Origin of the sequence: Pseudaminobacter soli (ex Li et al. 2025) (genome assembly GCF_003012705.1) — a bacterium.
Taxonomy (GTDB): Bacteria; Pseudomonadota; Alphaproteobacteria; order Rhizobiales; family Rhizobiaceae; genus Pseudaminobacter; species Pseudaminobacter soli.
The window spans coordinates 1-14,819 of record NZ_PXYL01000016.1 but is presented as its reverse complement, the minus strand read 5'-3'; the positions used below and the strand labels follow the sequence as shown (position 1 = coordinate 14,819).

Genomic DNA, 14,819 nt, shown 5'->3' with positions numbered 1-14,819 from the left:
GTTGATCTCCGCGCGTCACTTGGCGATCAGATAGACGGAGTCATGCAGCCAGCTTATGCAGCACTCCTCGCCTTCCTTGATGATCACGACGTCCGCGCCGAGGACCCGCACGCGCATCATCTGTTCGCCGACTTTGCCGACCACCAGAGCGTTGTCGCCGTAGTTGATAATCGTCTCGACCTTCATGCGCACATTGTGGCGGCCTTCGACCGGATTGCGTGAAAGCTTGATATTCTCGGGACGGATCATCAGCGTGGCTTCCGATCCCGTCGGAGGGCGGTTGCTCGGCGCATATTGGATCGCGCCGATGGCATCGTTGCGCGCCTCGCGCTTCGCGGCATCGGTGATCTTCACATCGATCAGGTTGCTCTCGCCGATGAAGCTGGCCACAAAGCGCGTCTGCGGCCTGTGATAGAGTTCGAGCGGAGTTGCGACCTGCTGGATGCGGCCCTTCTCGAACACCACGATGCGGTCCGACATCGACATCGCTTCGGACTGGTCGTGGGTGACGAATATGGTGGTGACGCCGAGCGCGCGCTGGATGCGCTTGATCTCGATCTGCATCTGTTCGCGCAGGTTCTTGTCGAGTGCACCGAGCGGCTCGTCGAGCAGCAGCAGCGAGGGCTCGAAGACGAGCGCGCGCGCCAGCGCAACACGCTGCTGCTGGCCGCCAGAAAGCTCCTTGGGATGGCGATGGCCGAAGCCTTTCAGGCCGACGAGTTCCAGCATCTCCTCGGCCTTGCGTAGTCCCTCGGCCTTTTTCACCCCACGCATCTGCAGCGGGAAATAGACATTCTGCGCCGCCGTCTTGTGTGGGAACAGACCGTAGTTCTGGAACACGATACCGATGTTGCGCTGGTAAGGTGCAAGGCCGAACAGCGATTTATTCTCGATCTCCACCTGTCCGGAAGTTGCGCTTTCGAAGCCGGCGATGATCATCAGCGTCGTCGTCTTGCCCGAGCCGCTGGGGCCAAGGAAGGTGACGAACTCGCCCTTGGCGATGTCGAGGTCGACCGCTTCGAGGGCGTTGAATTGCCCGTAGGATTTCGAAATGCCGGATAGTTTCAAATGGCTCATGGAAACTCCTGTGGCAGCGCCGTGAGGCGCGCCGGCTTGGTCAAGCAGCGGCGAGGCGCGCTTGTTTGTTGCGGATGTGCGCGACCACCAGCGGCACGGTCACTCCGAGGATCACGGCCGCGAATAGCAGCGTCGAGATCACCGCGATGACCGGGTCGGCCTCCTGCCGGATGCTGTCGAACATCTTGCGCGGCAGCGTTTCGGCGTCGCGACCCGAGATGAAGATTGCGACGACCGTCTCGTCGAAGGACTGGATGAAGGCGAACAGTGCGCTGATGATCAGCCCCGGCCGGAGGATCGGTAGCGTGATGTGGATGAAGGTGCGCGTTGGGCTCGCTCCAAGGCTCAGCGCGGCGCGCTCCAGCGTGCGGTCGAAGCCCTTGAGGTTGGCCGACAACACCAGGAAAGCGATCGGCACGGAAAGGCAGGTATGTGCGAGGATGACGCCAAGATGTGTATGCACGATGCCGAAGCTGCCGAAATAGGAATAATAGCCCACGGCCATGACGATATGTGGCACCGCCAGCGGCATCAGCATCATCAGATCGGCGATGCCCTTGCCACGGAAACGATGGCGCACCAGCGCAAAGGTCGCCGGCACCACCAGAACCATCGTTAGCATGGTGGTGGCGCTGGCGATCAGGATGCTGTTCCAGGTCGGCCGCAGCCAGCTCCAGTCGGTGAAATAGGCCTGGTAGTAGCCCAGCCAGTAGCCGGGCGGCGGGAACTGCAGCGAACGCGCATTCGAAAACGACATCGGAACGACGATCACCAGCGGGGCGGCGATGAAGATCGCAACCGCGATGCCGAGCCAGCGCAGGAAGCGGTTCATGATCAACCCCAAAGTTTGTCGAGGCCGAAGCGGCGGTGGTAGATTGTGAGGATCGCCAGCGTCACAACCAGCAGCACCATGGCCATGGCCGAGCCCATGCCGAAGGCGAGAAACTCGTCGATCTGGTTGCCTATAAGGCCAGCCACCATCTGTTCACGTGGTGAGCCGAGCAGCACGGGCGTGACGTAGAAGCCGAGACAGATGACGAACACCAGCACTGAACCATTGGCGATACCGGGTGCCGTCAGCGGCAGGTAGACGTGGCGGAACAGCGCCAGCCCCTTCGCGCCTAGGCTTTCGGCCGAGCGGATCAGCACCGGGTCGATCTTGCGCATCACCGAATAGATGTTCATCACCATGTAGGGCGCGAGGATGTGCACCATCGCCAGCGTCGAGGAGAAGCGGGTGAATAGAAGCTGCGGCGGTTGTTGCACGCCCAGCGTCTGCAACAGCCAGACGATCGGGCCGTTGTTGCCGAGCAGAACCATCCAGGCATAAGTGCGCACCAGGAAGCTGGTCCAGAAGCTCATCGTCACCAGAAGCAGGATCAGGGTTGCCGTACGCGGCTTGCTGTTGGCCATCAGATAGGCCAGCGGATAGCCGACCAGCAGGCAGGCGAAGGTGACTGTCGCCGCCGTGATGAAGGTGTTGAGGAAAACGCGAAGGTAGAGCGAGCCTGTCAGCACGCGCTGGTAGTTGGCAAGCGTCGGCCGCGGCTCGGTCACGCTCATGATCGCAACGTCGATCAGCGGAACGAGGAAGAACACGGCCATGTAGATTGCCAGCGGCGCAAGCAGCAGCCAGGGCCACAGGTTCTTCCGTTCCGTCAGTCTGGCGATGCAATTACCCATCGCATACCCCTTGTACATCGGCCCATGTCAGGTGAGACACCGGCCATACTCACGCCGCTCACTCCTCGAAGCGTTCGGCGACCCTTATGAATCTCTCACTGCTTGCGGAAGGTTGCCTCGTAGAGACGCAGCCAATTGCCGTGGGTGATCTTGGCGACCTCGTCGTCGGAGAAGCCGACGGCACGCAGGCCACCGGGGACGACGCTGAGGTCATCGACCTTCTGGAACCAGTCCGGCGGAGGCGCCTTGAGCGGCCGGCCCGCGGCGCTGGCGCCGTAGTCCACCCCGCGCGTCCAGCGGCCCTGGCGCATCCAGGCGTAGTCGGGCGCGGTGAAGTTGTGGCTGCGGTCGGTGCCGATGGCAACCGAATCGACGCCGGCGATCTCGACCGTGCGGGCAACCATAGTGCACCAGGCCTCGATGGACTTGCAGTATTCGTCGCCGGTGATGTTGCGATAGGCCGCGCAGCCGATCACGCCCCCGGTCTGGCCGAGCGCCTTCAGCACGTCGTCGGACTTGTTGCGCTTATGGTCGAACAGCGAGCGCGCATTGGCATGGGTGACGGCAATGGGTTTGGACGAAGCCTCGATCGCATCGAGCGTGGAGCGATCGCCGACATGGCTGCAATCCACTAAGATTCCGGCCGCGTTCATCTCGCGCACCACTTCCTTACCGAAGCGCGCAAGGCCGGAATCCTCGGCCTCGTAGCAGCTTCCCGCGAGCTCGTTTTGGTTGTTGTAGGTGAGCTGGACGACGCGGACGCCGAGCTCCGCGAAAAGCTCCACAAAGCGGATGCGGCCTTCGAACAGATTGGCGTTCTGGTAGCCTAGGATCACGGCCACCTTGCCTGAACGGCCGATGCGGTCGACAGCCTCCGAAGTGGTGGCAATCTCCGCCACGTCCGCGTTTTCGCGCACCAGGTCGCGCCAGCGGCCAAGCGAGTCCAGGGATTCCACCGCGCCTTCCCAGAAGCCGCAGGTTACGACCACGCCGCCAACGCCGGCCTTCTGAAGGGACTGAAAGGCCTCGCGGTCGAAGTGACCGCACTGCAAACCGTCGATGATCATGAATTCGTGCTTTCCGTTTGGGTCTCGAGCGCGCGCGGCTTCATCAGGAAGCTGATATCGGTGTCGTCGTCATTGTCCTTGCGACCGATCACCGTGCCGTCCGGGTTGACGATCATAGGGCCGGCGTGGCGGCGCGAAACGACGCTGTCGGGCGCTAGTGCCTTCTTGGCCAGATAGTAGATGCGCCACCACAGTTCGGCTTCGATCTGCAGGCCGTTCTCCAGTACGTCCCATAGGAGCGGGTCGTCGTGTTTGACAGCGCCAATGATCGGCCGTGGCTTTACGCGGAACGTGGCGCGATCTTCGAAGGTCACGGCCAGGCCGGTGCGCCCGCCAAGCCCGGTTGCGATCTTGAGTTCGTCAGGATCGACAACGTTAACGACAGTGATCTCAGCTTCACCGAAGCGAGCGGCGAGTTCACCGAGCAGGTCGATCAACGCCGGCAGCACGAACCAGGCGTGCTGGCCGCCACCGTCGAAGCGCATTGCGCTGCCCTGTTCGGAGAGCACGGTTGTCTTTTCCGGGCGCGCGTTGCGCAGGCTCTCGAAACGCTTTTCCAGCAGCGCGAAGCCGCCGAGGCCTAACTTTTGCGAATACATCACCATGTCCTGCACGGCGAGGAAAAAGCCCTTGGGCTGGCCGGTCATGGAAAAGATGCGCTCGGACATGAGGCGCATTTCCCGCGGCATCACGCGCAGGAAATGCTCAGGCGAGGATGCAGTCATTGAACAGGCTCCGCGGGGTAAAACCATGTGCCGGAATAGCCCGAGCGGATGTCGTCCCGGGTCGGCGCCCCGTGGTAGAGCACGCCGCGCAGATTGCGGTTGAGGAAATCGCGCGTCTTGTCGATGCCGTGGATGCCGCAATTCATCAGCCGAACGAGGTCGATAGGGATGAAGGTTTCCGCGTTGATGTTCGCGCGCGGAGTGTGATAGGCGCGTCCGCGCAGGCACTGGATGCGCGCAACCAGATAGCGATGCTGCGGGTGTTTTAGCAGGAAGCGCGCCACGGTCATGGCGGGCGCTTCGGCCGTGATGTCGGCCATCAGCGCCTGCACGCCGCCGCAGATATCGAGGCCGAGGTCTAGCGCTTCCGGCACTTCCTCGCGTGCGCCTCGACGCGGCTCCTCGGCCGTCTCGGACTTATACCAGACATATTTGTAGGCATCCGGTGAAGCCATGTCGGCGGCGAGCGCCCAGTCGTATTCCTCGTGCAGGATGGCGGCGAGGCTTTCGATGGTCTCTGCAGGCGAGACGGTGAATTCGTCCGGGGCATCGATGCCAGCGAACATTTCGTCCGCCTCTTCGGGCAGCAGCTCGATCAGCAGCGACAGCAGCGTCTCAACGGATTCCGGCTTGGCTGCTTGCTCGAAGCGCTTCATCAGTACATCGAGCGGATAGGTATGTTTCTGTCCGTCCAGCGTGCCCTTATCATGCAATTCGGAGAGGGCGGAAGCAGCCTGCTCTAGATCGGCCGCGACCTCGTCGCTCGAGGTGAAGGCCTCATAGAGCATGCGATCCTGCTTGCGGAAGGTGATCGCCGTGCGCACCAGTTCCTGCAGATGCCGGATGTGCGCATCGCCTGCTTCGACCTGCAAGCCGCAGGCCTTGGCGATGATAGCCTCACGCGCGCCGATCCACTTGTCGATCAGTCGCGGGTGGCGATGAATGAAGAAGATCAGCCCGAGAGCCGAGCCGTTACCGACGCCGAGATAGCGGCGGATGGCCGGGTCGAGCGACACCGCCTTGTCCGACTTCAGTCTGGCGAGATGCTCTACCAGATCGCAGGAATATTCGCGCATCATATAGGCGGTGAGAAGCTGTGCCTGCAGCACACCGCCCAGGGGATGTTCGCGGCCCAACGAAGGGAAGGATCGGGTGCCGAAGGTGCCGTTGCCGTCCAGGCCGGTGTTGCGCATCAGGTAGCAGACCTTTGAAAGGTCCTCGACCGATGGCTGCCGGCCTTCCGCCAGCGCATCCAGCGTTTGATCGAACACGCGCATGGAGCGGTTCGACCGGCACCAGATCAGCGTATTGGGCATTGCGCGGCCGTTGTAGAGCTTCGGCAGCTCTTCCCGCGCCGACTCGACGTCGACTTCGGTGGCGGCGCCCTCGATCAGCGTGCCCATCATATCCCAGGCCCGGCCGATGATGCGGCCCGTGCGCGCTGTGCGGCTCGGCGGGCGAGAAAAGCCGATAAAGCTAAACTCCATCGTTGGTGCCTTGATGGAGTAGACGACCGTGCCCTCTGAATTGGCATCGATGTCGAAGCGCTCGATGGAAATGTCCCAGCGCTCGCGCAGCATCTTGTTCATAAAGGCGCGGGAGCCGCTGAGGCGCGAGGGCTGGATAGCAGCGAGGCGTTCCGGCCGCATCACCTGCGTGCCGGGACGAAGGCTTGGTAAGGGCTGATCGCCGATAGGTAATGGATCGTGCGGCGCGATGGTCATCTCACCGAAGGTCCCCCTTGCTGAATGCTGGTAATCTCAGCCGCGGCGTCGAGCAGCGGTTGCTTGAATTTCTCGAGCTCGAAACGCGTCTCGGGCATGACGAGCGACAGCGTGGCAAAGCACTTGCCTCGGATGTCGAAGATTGGCGCGGCGATAGCGATGACACCACTGTGCGTGTAGCCGCTGGAGACGGCGTAGCCGCTGGCGCGGGCCTCGGCGAGGGTATTTTCGGACGCGAGCTTGGCGCCCCCCTCGCGCAGCCGGGCCAGCGTGTTGTCATCGGCGAAGGCGGTGAGGATGCGGCCCGAGGCCGAGCCCTCCAACTCGAAGGTAGTGCCGATCTTTTGCTCGGCGCGCAGCAGGCTTTCCGAATCGACGCGGGCGACGACAAAGGGCAGCCCCCGGTCAAGCACCGCGACGGAGGCGGTTTCCTTTACCCTTGCCACCAGAGCTTCCAGCACCGGTTGCACGCGCGCGCCGAGATCGGCCTGTTCAAGTGCCGCGGCGGCGAAGCGGCAGGCATGCATGGACAGGCGATAGCGCATCTCCTCGTCCTGTTCGACCCAGCCGGCCTCGATGAGGGTGAGCAGCCGCTGATATGCGGTTGGGCGCGACAGGTTCATGGCGATAGCCACTTCGGGCAGCCGCATGCCGCGCGAGCTGGATGCAAGAACGTCGAGCACGGCCAGCGTCTTGATGACGGTGGAGAGGGGACGGACGCCGCTTTGCTCTTGTATTCTATTTGAATATTCTGTATCCATGCCGAATATAATTCCGCTGACGTCCAAAGCTGTCAACTAGCTTGGACGGACCCATGCCTGTTTGCCGGCCGGAAATTGGCGGCATCCGATTGGAATCGCAGGCGATAATTTTTTCGGGACTTGCCGTTTTCGATCGCTCTATTGGCGATTTTGCGGCTAAAATAATAGCCATGGCTGAGGGAGCGCTGTCTGCGAAGTTGAAGTTGAACGCGCGGCCGCTTCGGAAGCATATGGTTCGGGCGAGGCTGGCAAAGTGGGCGATCAATTCGACATCGGGGCACGTTTGAATGCGATGCGGAGCGCCGCGGGCCTATCGCAGCGCCAGCTGGCGGACCGTGCGGGCGTCCCGCATGCGCAGATTTCGAACGTCGAGAAGAACAAGGTCAGTCCTTCGATCTCGACGCTGCGCAAGATTCTGAGCGGGCTTGGCGTCAGCATGGCCGACTTCTTCGAGCCCGAACGGAGGCCGCTTGCGGGGCCGTTCTTCAATTCGGATCAACTTGTTGATCTGACTTCAAAAGTTGCTGCCAACTCGATCGGTGACGGCTTGGGGCGTATGGTGTTTCGGCAGATCGGTGACGCACGCGGCCACAATCTCCAGATGCTGCACGAGGTCTACGAACCGCAAGCCGATACTGGCGAGACGCTGCTGCAGCACGCGTCTTCCGAAGGTGGCTTCGTCGTCGAGGGCGAGTTGGAAGTGACGGTCGGTAATGAGGTGCGCGTGTTGAAGGCCGGCGAAGCCTATCTGTTTGACAGCCGCATTCCGCATCGCTTCCGGAATATCTCCGACAAGCGCACCGTCGTGATCTCAGGCTGCACGCCGCCCTACCTCTAAAGCTGCGGTCGCGTATTGCTCAAGATAATGAGCAATGATATGGGCGATCCATCATTCCCTAGGGTGATCATCGCCATGCGGGAAGGCCAATATTGTAGAAGCTCAAACAAGGCGCATTTGCGTATGAGGAGGAATGACCGATGAGCGATAAAGCCAGCTTCGTCTGGGATGATCCCTTCCTGCTCGACGGTCAGCTGACCGAGGACGAGCGCCTGATCCGCGACGCGGCCGCCGCGTTTGCCGCCGACAAGCTGGCGCCGCGCATCGAGGAGGCCTATCTCGACGAGAAGACCGATCCGGCGATTTTCCGCGAGATGGGCGAGGCGGGCCTGCTCGGCGTCACCGTGCCGGAGGAGTATGGCGGGCTCGGCGCCAACTACGTCACCTACGGCCTGATCGCGCGCGAGGTCGAGCGCGTCGATTCCGGCTACCGCTCGATGATGAGCGTGCAGTCGTCGCTGGTCATGTATCCGATCTACGCCTATGGCTCGGAGGAACAGCGGAAGAAGTACCTGCCCAAGCTGGCCTCGGGCGAGTGGATCGGCTGCTTTGGCCTGACCGAGCCGGATGCCGGCTCCGACCCGGCCGGCATGAAGACGCGCGCCGAAAAGACCGCCAGCGGCTACAGGATCTCCGGCTCCAAGATGTGGATCTCCAACGCGCCGATCGCCGACGTGTTCGTGGTCTGGGCCAAGCTCAAGGGCGAGGACGGCAAGGACGTCATCCGCGGCTTTGTCCTCGACAAGGGCATGAAGGGGCTGTCGGCGCCGAAGATCGCCGGCAAGCTGTCGCTCCGTGCCTCGATCACCGGCGAGATCGTCATGGACGGCGTTGAGGTCGGCGAGGACGCGCTGCTGCCCAACGTCTCGGGCCTCAAGGGGCCGTTCGGCTGTCTCAACCGCGCCCGCTACGGCATTTCCTGGGGCGTGCTGGGCGCGGCTGAAGACTGCTGGCACCGGGCGCGGCAGTACGGCCTCGACCGCAAGCAGTTCGGCAAGCCGCTGGCGGCGACGCAACTGTACCAGAAGAAGCTCGCCGACATGCAGACCGAGATCGCGCTCGGCCTGCAGGGCTCGTTGCGCGTCGGCCGGCTGATGGACGAGCACAAATTCGCGCCCGAGATGATCTCTCTCGTCAAGCGCAACAACTGCGGCAAGGCGCTCGACATCGCCCGCCAGGCCCGCGACATGCATGGCGGCAACGGCATCCAGATTGGCTACCACGTCATGCGCCACGCGCAGAACCTGGAGACGGTCAACACCTATGAGGGCACGCACGACGTGCACGCGCTGATCCTCGGCCGCGCCCAGACCGGCATCCAGGCATTCTTCTAAGCGAACCTTACCGGCGGCGTTTTCGCGTCGTCGGTCTTATTGCCATCAATCATGACAGGAAAGAGCGCGACATGAACGGCGCCGACATGCTTTGCGACGTATTGCTGGTCAATGGCGTCGACGTCTGCTTCGCCAATCCCGGCACCTCGGAAATGCACTTCGTGGCCGCACTGGACCGCAAGCCCGAGATGCGTTGTGTGCTGGGCCTTTCCGAAGGTGTGGTGACCGGTGCCGCCGACGGCTATGCCCGCATGGCCGACAAGCCGGCCGCAACGCTGCTGCACACCGGTCCAGGACTCGCCAACGGCCTTGCCAATCTGCACAACGCCCGGCGCGCACGTACGCCGATGGTCAATGTTGTGGGCGACCACGCCAGTTATCACCTGCAATATGACGCGCCGCTGACCAGCGATATCGAAAGCCTCGCACGTCCTATGTCGCATTGGGTCGGTCGCATTGACGGTTCGGCCGATGTCCGGACCAAGACGGAAGAGGCCTATATTGAATCTCTGATGCGACGCGGCGTTTCCACCATGATCCTGCCGGCCGACGCTGCATGGGGCGAGGTTGCGCCCGAGGCGCTATCGTCGGTGGTGCTTCCCGCACGCCCTGCGATTTCGGGCGCTGCCCTGTCCGCTGCCGCTGCGGCCCTGCGTAGTGGCAAGCGCACCGTCATCATCCTTGCTGGCCGGGCGTTGCGTGCCAACGCGCTGGAGACAGCCGGCCGCATCTCTGCCGCGACCGGCGCTGCACTGTTCTCACAGACTTCCGACCGCACCGAGCGTGGGGCAGGGCGGGTCGCGGCGCGGCCGGTGCCCTATAATGTCGACCAGGCGGTGGAGGCGCTGCGAGAATTCGAGGTGGCGATTTGCGTCGGTGGCAAGCAGCCGGTCGGCTTCTTCGCCTATCCCGGTAAGCCGAGCACCATGCTGCAACCCGGTTGCGAGATTATCGAACTGGCCGGGCATGAGAACGATCTGGCTGAGGCGCTTGGCGCTCTCGCCGAAGAGATCGGACTGCGCAAGGATTCGCCCTTCGTGCCCAGCCGTTTTGCGCAGCGCGATATCGCGGTGCCCACTGGCGCGCTCAACGCCGACAGCATCTCAATAGCTGTCGCCCGCGCTTTGCCTGACAACGCCATCATCTGCGAGGAATCGATCACCTCCGGCGGCCGGCTGGCAGCCCTTGCGCCGGGCCTCACCCCGCACGACCACATCCCGCTCACCGGCGGCGCCATCGGCGAGGGCATCCCGCTGGCGGTTGGTGCCGGCGTCGCCTGCCCGGACCGCAAGATTATCGCCATGCAGGCCGACGGCAGCGGCATGTATACGGTGCAAGGCCTGTGGACGCAGGCGCGCGAAAACCTGGACGTCGTGACCGTCATCCTGTCCAACCGCGCCTATGCGATCCTTCAGGGCGAGATGCGGAATGTCGGCGTCAACAATTTCGGCCGCAACGCGCGCCGCATGCTCGATCTCGATTCTCCGGAACTCGACTGGTGCTCGCTGGCGCGCGGCATGGGCGTGGAAGCGGCGCGTGCCGATACGATCGAGCAGTTCACCGATCTGTTCGACGCGGCCCTGTCGCGCAAGGGGCCGTTCCTGATCGAAGCTCGGATTTGAGGGGTTTCATCCAGAGCTTTTGAGCTACGCATTTATTTTAATGCCGAGCGTGTGCCCGTTGGCGCGGGCACTTTGCTTCGCAGGCTCATTGCAGGAGGCTTCGGGCGGCTTCGCGCTTGAGAGCCTGCTTTTCCTCTGCGCTGGGCTGATGGCCGCGCAGATAGAGCGCGCAGATCGTGCGCAGCATGGATGCGAAGTTCGGGATCACGCCGTTGATCTCGATTGCCTCGTCATAAAGCTTGGAGATGAACTTCGGCGTCGTCAGCCCCTGGCTGTCAGCGATCTCGTCTAGCAGTTCCCAGAACGTCGCCTCAAGCTGGATGCTCGTTGAATGTCCGGCGATGCGGATCGACCGGTTGATCTGACGGTAGCCTTCCGGATTTTGTCCGGCGAATACCCTGCACATATTGCGACCTCCCGTTGTTGTTGGGCAGGAAGGCCGGAGGGGTCTGGTGACGCCCGCCGTCTGCCCCCGTAGGCATCTTCGGATCAAAACCTCGCCGCGGCAATCGAACTTTGGTCCTTAGCTCCTTCGGCAAATGCCCGGCTCTCTGCCCCCTCTAGCATGTGCATGGATTTGCACGTGGTAACCGGCTGCCACCACCTTTTTTCTGCAGCGCTCATAATAAAATGCGTGTTTGACGGAGTCCGATTTGGCGAAGGCGATTCACTCAATGATCCGGGTTCTCAACGAGGCCCGCTCGATTGATTTCTATAACAAGGCCTTTGGCCTCGAGATCGCCGACCGGCTCGATTTCGAGACCTTTACGCTTGTCTATCTCAGCAATCCCGAAAGCGAGTTCGAGGTCGAACTGACCATCAACAAGGGGCGCGAGGAGCCCTATGTGCTCGGTGACGGATATGGGCACCTGGCGGTGTCGGTCGCCGATCTCGAAAGTGAGCGCGACCGCCTCAGCGCGCTGGGCCTCAATCCGAAAAAGATCGTCGGGATGGAGCACGACGGCGCGCCACTCGCCCGCTTCTTCTTCATTGAGGACCCGGACGGCTACAAGATCGAGGTTCTCCAGCGTCGAGGCCGGTACAAATAGGAGGTCATGCGGCCGCGCGGAATGCACGGCGCCAGCAACTGCGCCCGGCAGGGGCGCATAGCCAGCAGGGAGGAAAAGATGGTCACGATTTACGATGGAAAGCCGGGGCTTTCGCGGCGGGAATTGCTGAAGCGCGGCGGCGTCGGCATGCTGCTGGTGATATCGGGCAGCGCAGTCATCAGCCCCGAATACGCCTGGGGCCTGGAAACCTCGGCGCTGAAGCCCGAGACCATGGCGACGCTCATTCAGATGGCGCGCGACATCTACCCGCACGATCAGCTGGCCGACAAATATTATGCGATCGCCGTCAAAACCCATGACGTCCAGGCTGGCAAGGAACCCTCTCATAAGCAGATGATCGAGGCCGGCGTCGCCGATCTCGACCAGCGCGCCGGCGCCGGCGGCTATCGCGGTTTAGGCTGGGAAGATCAGCGCGTCGCTCTGCTGAAGCAGGTCGAAACAACTCCGTTCTTCCAGGCAATCCGCAGTGGGCTCGTGGTCGATCTCTATAACCAGAAGGAGATCTGGCCGATCTTCGGCTACGAAGGCGAGTCCTACTCCAAGGGCGGCTACATCCACCGCGGCTTCGACGACATCGAGTGGCTCTAAGCGGCTAGGCCGCCAGCCCCCGAACGGAATTCATGGGAGGAAACCATGGCAGCACCATTTGACCTGAACAACAGCGAGGTCGTCGTGATCGTCGGCTCGGGTGCGGGCGGCGGCACTCTGGGCAACGAGCTTGCCCAGAAGGGTATAGATGTCGTCATCCTCGAGGCGGGCGGCCGCTACGAATATGAGGATTTCGTCAATGACGAGTGGGCGTCCTTCGCCCAGCTCGCCTGGAAGGACAAGCGCATCGCTTCCGGCGACTGGCGCGTGGCCAAGGACTTCCCCAATCTGCCGGCCTGGATCGTCAAGGCGGTCGGCGGCTCGACGGCTCATTGGGCTGGCGCGTCGCTGCGCTTCCAGGAACACGAGTTCAAGACGCTTTCGACCTATGGAAAGATCGAGGGTGCCAGCCTGCTCGACTGGCCGATCACGCTTGCCGAGATGGAGCCCTACTATGCCAAAGCCGAGGACAGGATGGGGGTGACCCGCACCAATGGCATTCCCGGCCTACCCGGCAATAACAACTTCAAGGTGTTAAAGGCCGGAGCCGACAAGCTCGGCTACAAGGAGTGCTCGACCGGCCGCATGGCGATCAACTCCCAGCCGCGCGACGACCGCAACTTCTGCCAGCAGACCGGCTTCTGCTTCCAGGGCTGCAAATGGGGCGCCAAATGGTCGACGCTCTACACCGAAATTCCCAAGGGCGAGGCCACCGGGCACCTGGAGGTGCGGCCGAACTCCATGGCGATCAAGATCAACCACAATGCGAAGGGCAAGGTCACCGGCGTCGTCTATGTAGATAAGGACGGCAAGATGCAGGAGCAGAAGGCTCGCATCGTCGCTATTGCCGGCAACTCGATCGAGAGCCCGCGCCTGCTGCTGAATTCCGAATCGAGCAAGTTCCCTCACGGACTGGCAAACTCCTCGGGGCAGGTCGGCAGGAACTACATGCGCCACACCACGGGCTCGGTCTACGCCATTTTCGACAAGCCGGTGCACATGTACCGCGGCACGACGATGGCCGGCGTCATCCAAGATGAGGCCCGCAACGATCCCTCGCGCGGCTTCTTTGGCGGCTACGAGTTCGAGACCCTGTCGCTCGGCCTGCCCTTTATGGCCGCCTTCCTCGACCCCGGCGCCTGGGGCCGGTCGTTTACCACCGCGCTCGACCATTACGATCATATGGCCGGGATCTGGATCGTCGGTGAGGACATGCCGCGCGAAGAGAACCGCGTCACGCTGCACAAAGAGCAAAAGGACGAGCACGGCATGCCGATCGCCGACGTCCATTTCGATGACCACGAGAACGACACGGCCATGCGCAACCATGCCTACAAGCAAGGGCAGGCCCTTTATGATGCTGTCGGGGCGACCCGCACCTTCCCGACGCCGCCCTATCCGTCAACGCACAACCTCGGTACCAACCGGATGAGCGAGAAGCCGCAGGACGGCGTGGTCAACAAGCACGGCCAGGCGCACGACATCAAAAACCTGTTCGTGTCTGATGGCAGCCAGTTCACGACCGGCGGCGCCGAGAACCCGACGCTGACGATTGTCTCGCTGGCAATCCGGCAGGCGGACTTCATCGAAAAGGAGATGTCGGCCAGAAACATTTGAGTCGATTGGTCGACGGTGTTTCCGGGGGACCGCGATGCGGTCCCCTTTTTGTTTGGGTGTCCGGATCGTTGGTTTCTCGGATAGCCGGCGATTCCCGACTCGCACTGGAAGCGAATCGAGCGGGGCGGGGCTGCCGTGCAGCCTGCGTTGCAGAATCGGTCGGGGCTCCAGAACCGAAAGATGGGCTTTCTTCGGCGATTCTGCGGGAATCGGCGTCGCTATAAAGAAGTTGGCCGAAGGCGTGCTCCGCGTTCCTGGCGTGTTTCCGCCGTTTCGGCGCCGGCATTTCGGATGGATTGCAAAGAAACCCGCGCGGGGAGGGTGGCGAGTCGGGCTTTGGGGCCTGATTCCGGTCCTGTTTGGGCTTCTTTGGGTGTCCGCTGGGTGCGGGATCAGGGGCGGGTCTGGAATCCGGGAGGCGCGGCGCTCGACCTTCCGCAGGGATCTGCGGGGTTTGGTGGTTTGTGTCGTAAAAAGTTCAAACGGGGTGCAAATTGGCGTTGACAGTTTGGGAGGGTGGGGCCTATATACGCCTCGACAACGAGGGCGGTGCGCCGCTGGCGGCGAGGAAGTTCGCTTCTGAGAAGCCCTGGTTGACGAAATCAAGCGAGCCGCGTGAGCGACCTCGGATGGCCCCTGGAGCTAGAGTGAAGGCGGGCCGCGACATCGTGTCTGACGATGTCTGTTCTTTGAAAACTGAAGATAGAAGAAAG

15 protein-coding genes are annotated in these 14,819 nt (G+C 62.3%); 6 read left to right on the top strand and 9 right to left on the bottom strand.

All coding sequences use genetic code 11. From position 1 onward, the window contains the following. Nucleotides 1–15: 15 nt before the first annotated feature. The 7 genes from C7I85_RS23415 to C7I85_RS23385 all read right to left on the bottom strand — a co-directional run bounded on the left by C7I85_RS23415 (nucleotide 16) and on the right by C7I85_RS23385 (nucleotide 7,064). Nucleotides 16–1,077 (bottom strand): ABC transporter ATP-binding protein, encoded by a 1,062-nt coding sequence (locus tag C7I85_RS23415; protein ID WP_106726433.1) that lies wholly within the window; start codon nucleotides 1,075–1,077, stop codon nucleotides 16–18. A gap of 40 nt (nucleotides 1,078–1,117) precedes the next feature. Further along, nucleotides 1,118–1,909, bottom strand: a complete 792-nt coding sequence (locus C7I85_RS23410) for an ABC transporter permease (RefSeq protein WP_106726432.1) — start codon at nucleotides 1,907–1,909, stop codon at nucleotides 1,118–1,120. A gap of 2 nt (nucleotides 1,910–1,911) precedes the next feature. Further along, the gene (locus C7I85_RS23405) at nucleotides 1,912–2,760 is read right to left on the bottom strand and encodes an ABC transporter permease (protein WP_106726504.1); all 849 of its coding nucleotides are present in this window, start codon (nucleotides 2,758–2,760) and stop codon (nucleotides 1,912–1,914) included. Between the two features lie 95 nt (nucleotides 2,761–2,855). Beyond that, the gene (locus C7I85_RS23400; RefSeq protein WP_106726431.1) at nucleotides 2,856–3,827 is read right to left on the bottom strand and encodes a dipeptidase; all 972 of its coding nucleotides are present in this window, start codon (nucleotides 3,825–3,827) and stop codon (nucleotides 2,856–2,858) included. Further along, complete coding sequence (locus C7I85_RS23395) at nucleotides 3,824–4,552, bottom strand: hypothetical protein (protein ID WP_106726430.1); 729 nt, start codon at nucleotides 4,550–4,552, stop codon at nucleotides 3,824–3,826. The genes C7I85_RS23400 and C7I85_RS23395 overlap by 4 nt, the downstream gene beginning before the upstream one ends. Next, nucleotides 4,549–6,276, bottom strand: coding sequence for a hypothetical protein (locus tag C7I85_RS23390; protein ID WP_106726429.1), 1,728 nt, complete (start codon nucleotides 6,274–6,276; stop codon nucleotides 4,549–4,551). The genes C7I85_RS23395 and C7I85_RS23390 overlap by 4 nt, the downstream gene beginning before the upstream one ends. Then, the gene (locus C7I85_RS23385; RefSeq protein ID WP_106726428.1) at nucleotides 6,273–7,064 is read right to left on the bottom strand and encodes an IclR family transcriptional regulator; all 792 of its coding nucleotides are present in this window, start codon (nucleotides 7,062–7,064) and stop codon (nucleotides 6,273–6,275) included. The genes C7I85_RS23390 and C7I85_RS23385 overlap by 4 nt, the downstream gene beginning before the upstream one ends. Before the next feature lie 226 nt (nucleotides 7,065–7,290). Here C7I85_RS23385 and C7I85_RS23380 point away from each other — a divergent pair, with 226 nt between their 5' ends. The 3 genes from C7I85_RS23380 (at nucleotide 7,291) to C7I85_RS23370 (ending at nucleotide 10,831) form a co-directional block, all read left to right on the top strand. Further along, nucleotides 7,291–7,875, top strand: a complete 585-nt coding sequence (locus tag C7I85_RS23380) for a cupin domain-containing protein (protein ID WP_106726427.1) — start codon at nucleotides 7,291–7,293, stop codon at nucleotides 7,873–7,875. Nucleotides 7,876–8,015: 140 nt separating this feature from the next. Next, a complete protein-coding gene (locus C7I85_RS23375; protein ID WP_106726426.1) occupies nucleotides 8,016–9,209 on the top strand; it encodes an acyl-CoA dehydrogenase in 1,194 nt (397 codons plus the stop codon). Between the two features lie 71 nt (nucleotides 9,210–9,280). Then, nucleotides 9,281–10,831, top strand: a complete 1,551-nt coding sequence (locus tag C7I85_RS23370) for an acetolactate synthase large subunit (protein WP_106726425.1) — start codon at nucleotides 9,281–9,283, stop codon at nucleotides 10,829–10,831. An 85-nt stretch (nucleotides 10,832–10,916) separates the two neighbouring features. Here C7I85_RS23370 and C7I85_RS23365 read toward each other — a convergent pair whose 3' ends face one another. Then, a complete protein-coding gene (locus C7I85_RS23365) occupies nucleotides 10,917–11,237 on the bottom strand; it encodes a ribbon-helix-helix domain-containing protein (protein WP_106726424.1) in 321 nt (106 codons plus the stop codon). Between the two features lie 247 nt (nucleotides 11,238–11,484). Between C7I85_RS23365 and C7I85_RS23360 the strand changes: the two genes are divergently transcribed. The 3 genes from C7I85_RS23360 (at nucleotide 11,485) to C7I85_RS23350 (ending at nucleotide 14,106) form a co-directional block, all read left to right on the top strand. Continuing rightward, on the top strand, nucleotides 11,485–11,880 hold the full coding sequence (locus C7I85_RS23360; protein WP_106726423.1) for a VOC family protein: 396 nt from the start codon (nucleotides 11,485–11,487) through the stop codon (nucleotides 11,878–11,880). Nucleotides 11,881–11,958: 78 nt separating this feature from the next. Beyond that, complete coding sequence (locus C7I85_RS23355) at nucleotides 11,959–12,489, top strand: Twin-arginine translocation pathway signal (RefSeq protein WP_106726422.1); 531 nt, start codon at nucleotides 11,959–11,961, stop codon at nucleotides 12,487–12,489. Nucleotides 12,490–12,534: 45 nt separating this feature from the next. Then, nucleotides 12,535–14,106, top strand: a complete 1,572-nt coding sequence (locus tag C7I85_RS23350; RefSeq protein WP_106726421.1) for a GMC family oxidoreductase — start codon at nucleotides 12,535–12,537, stop codon at nucleotides 14,104–14,106. A gap of 523 nt (nucleotides 14,107–14,629) precedes the next feature. Here C7I85_RS23350 and C7I85_RS31385 read toward each other — a convergent pair. Continuing rightward, nucleotides 14,630–14,819, bottom strand: a 190-nt coding sequence (locus C7I85_RS31385) for a hypothetical protein (RefSeq protein ID WP_210203070.1), incomplete at its 5' end; no start/stop codon positions are given.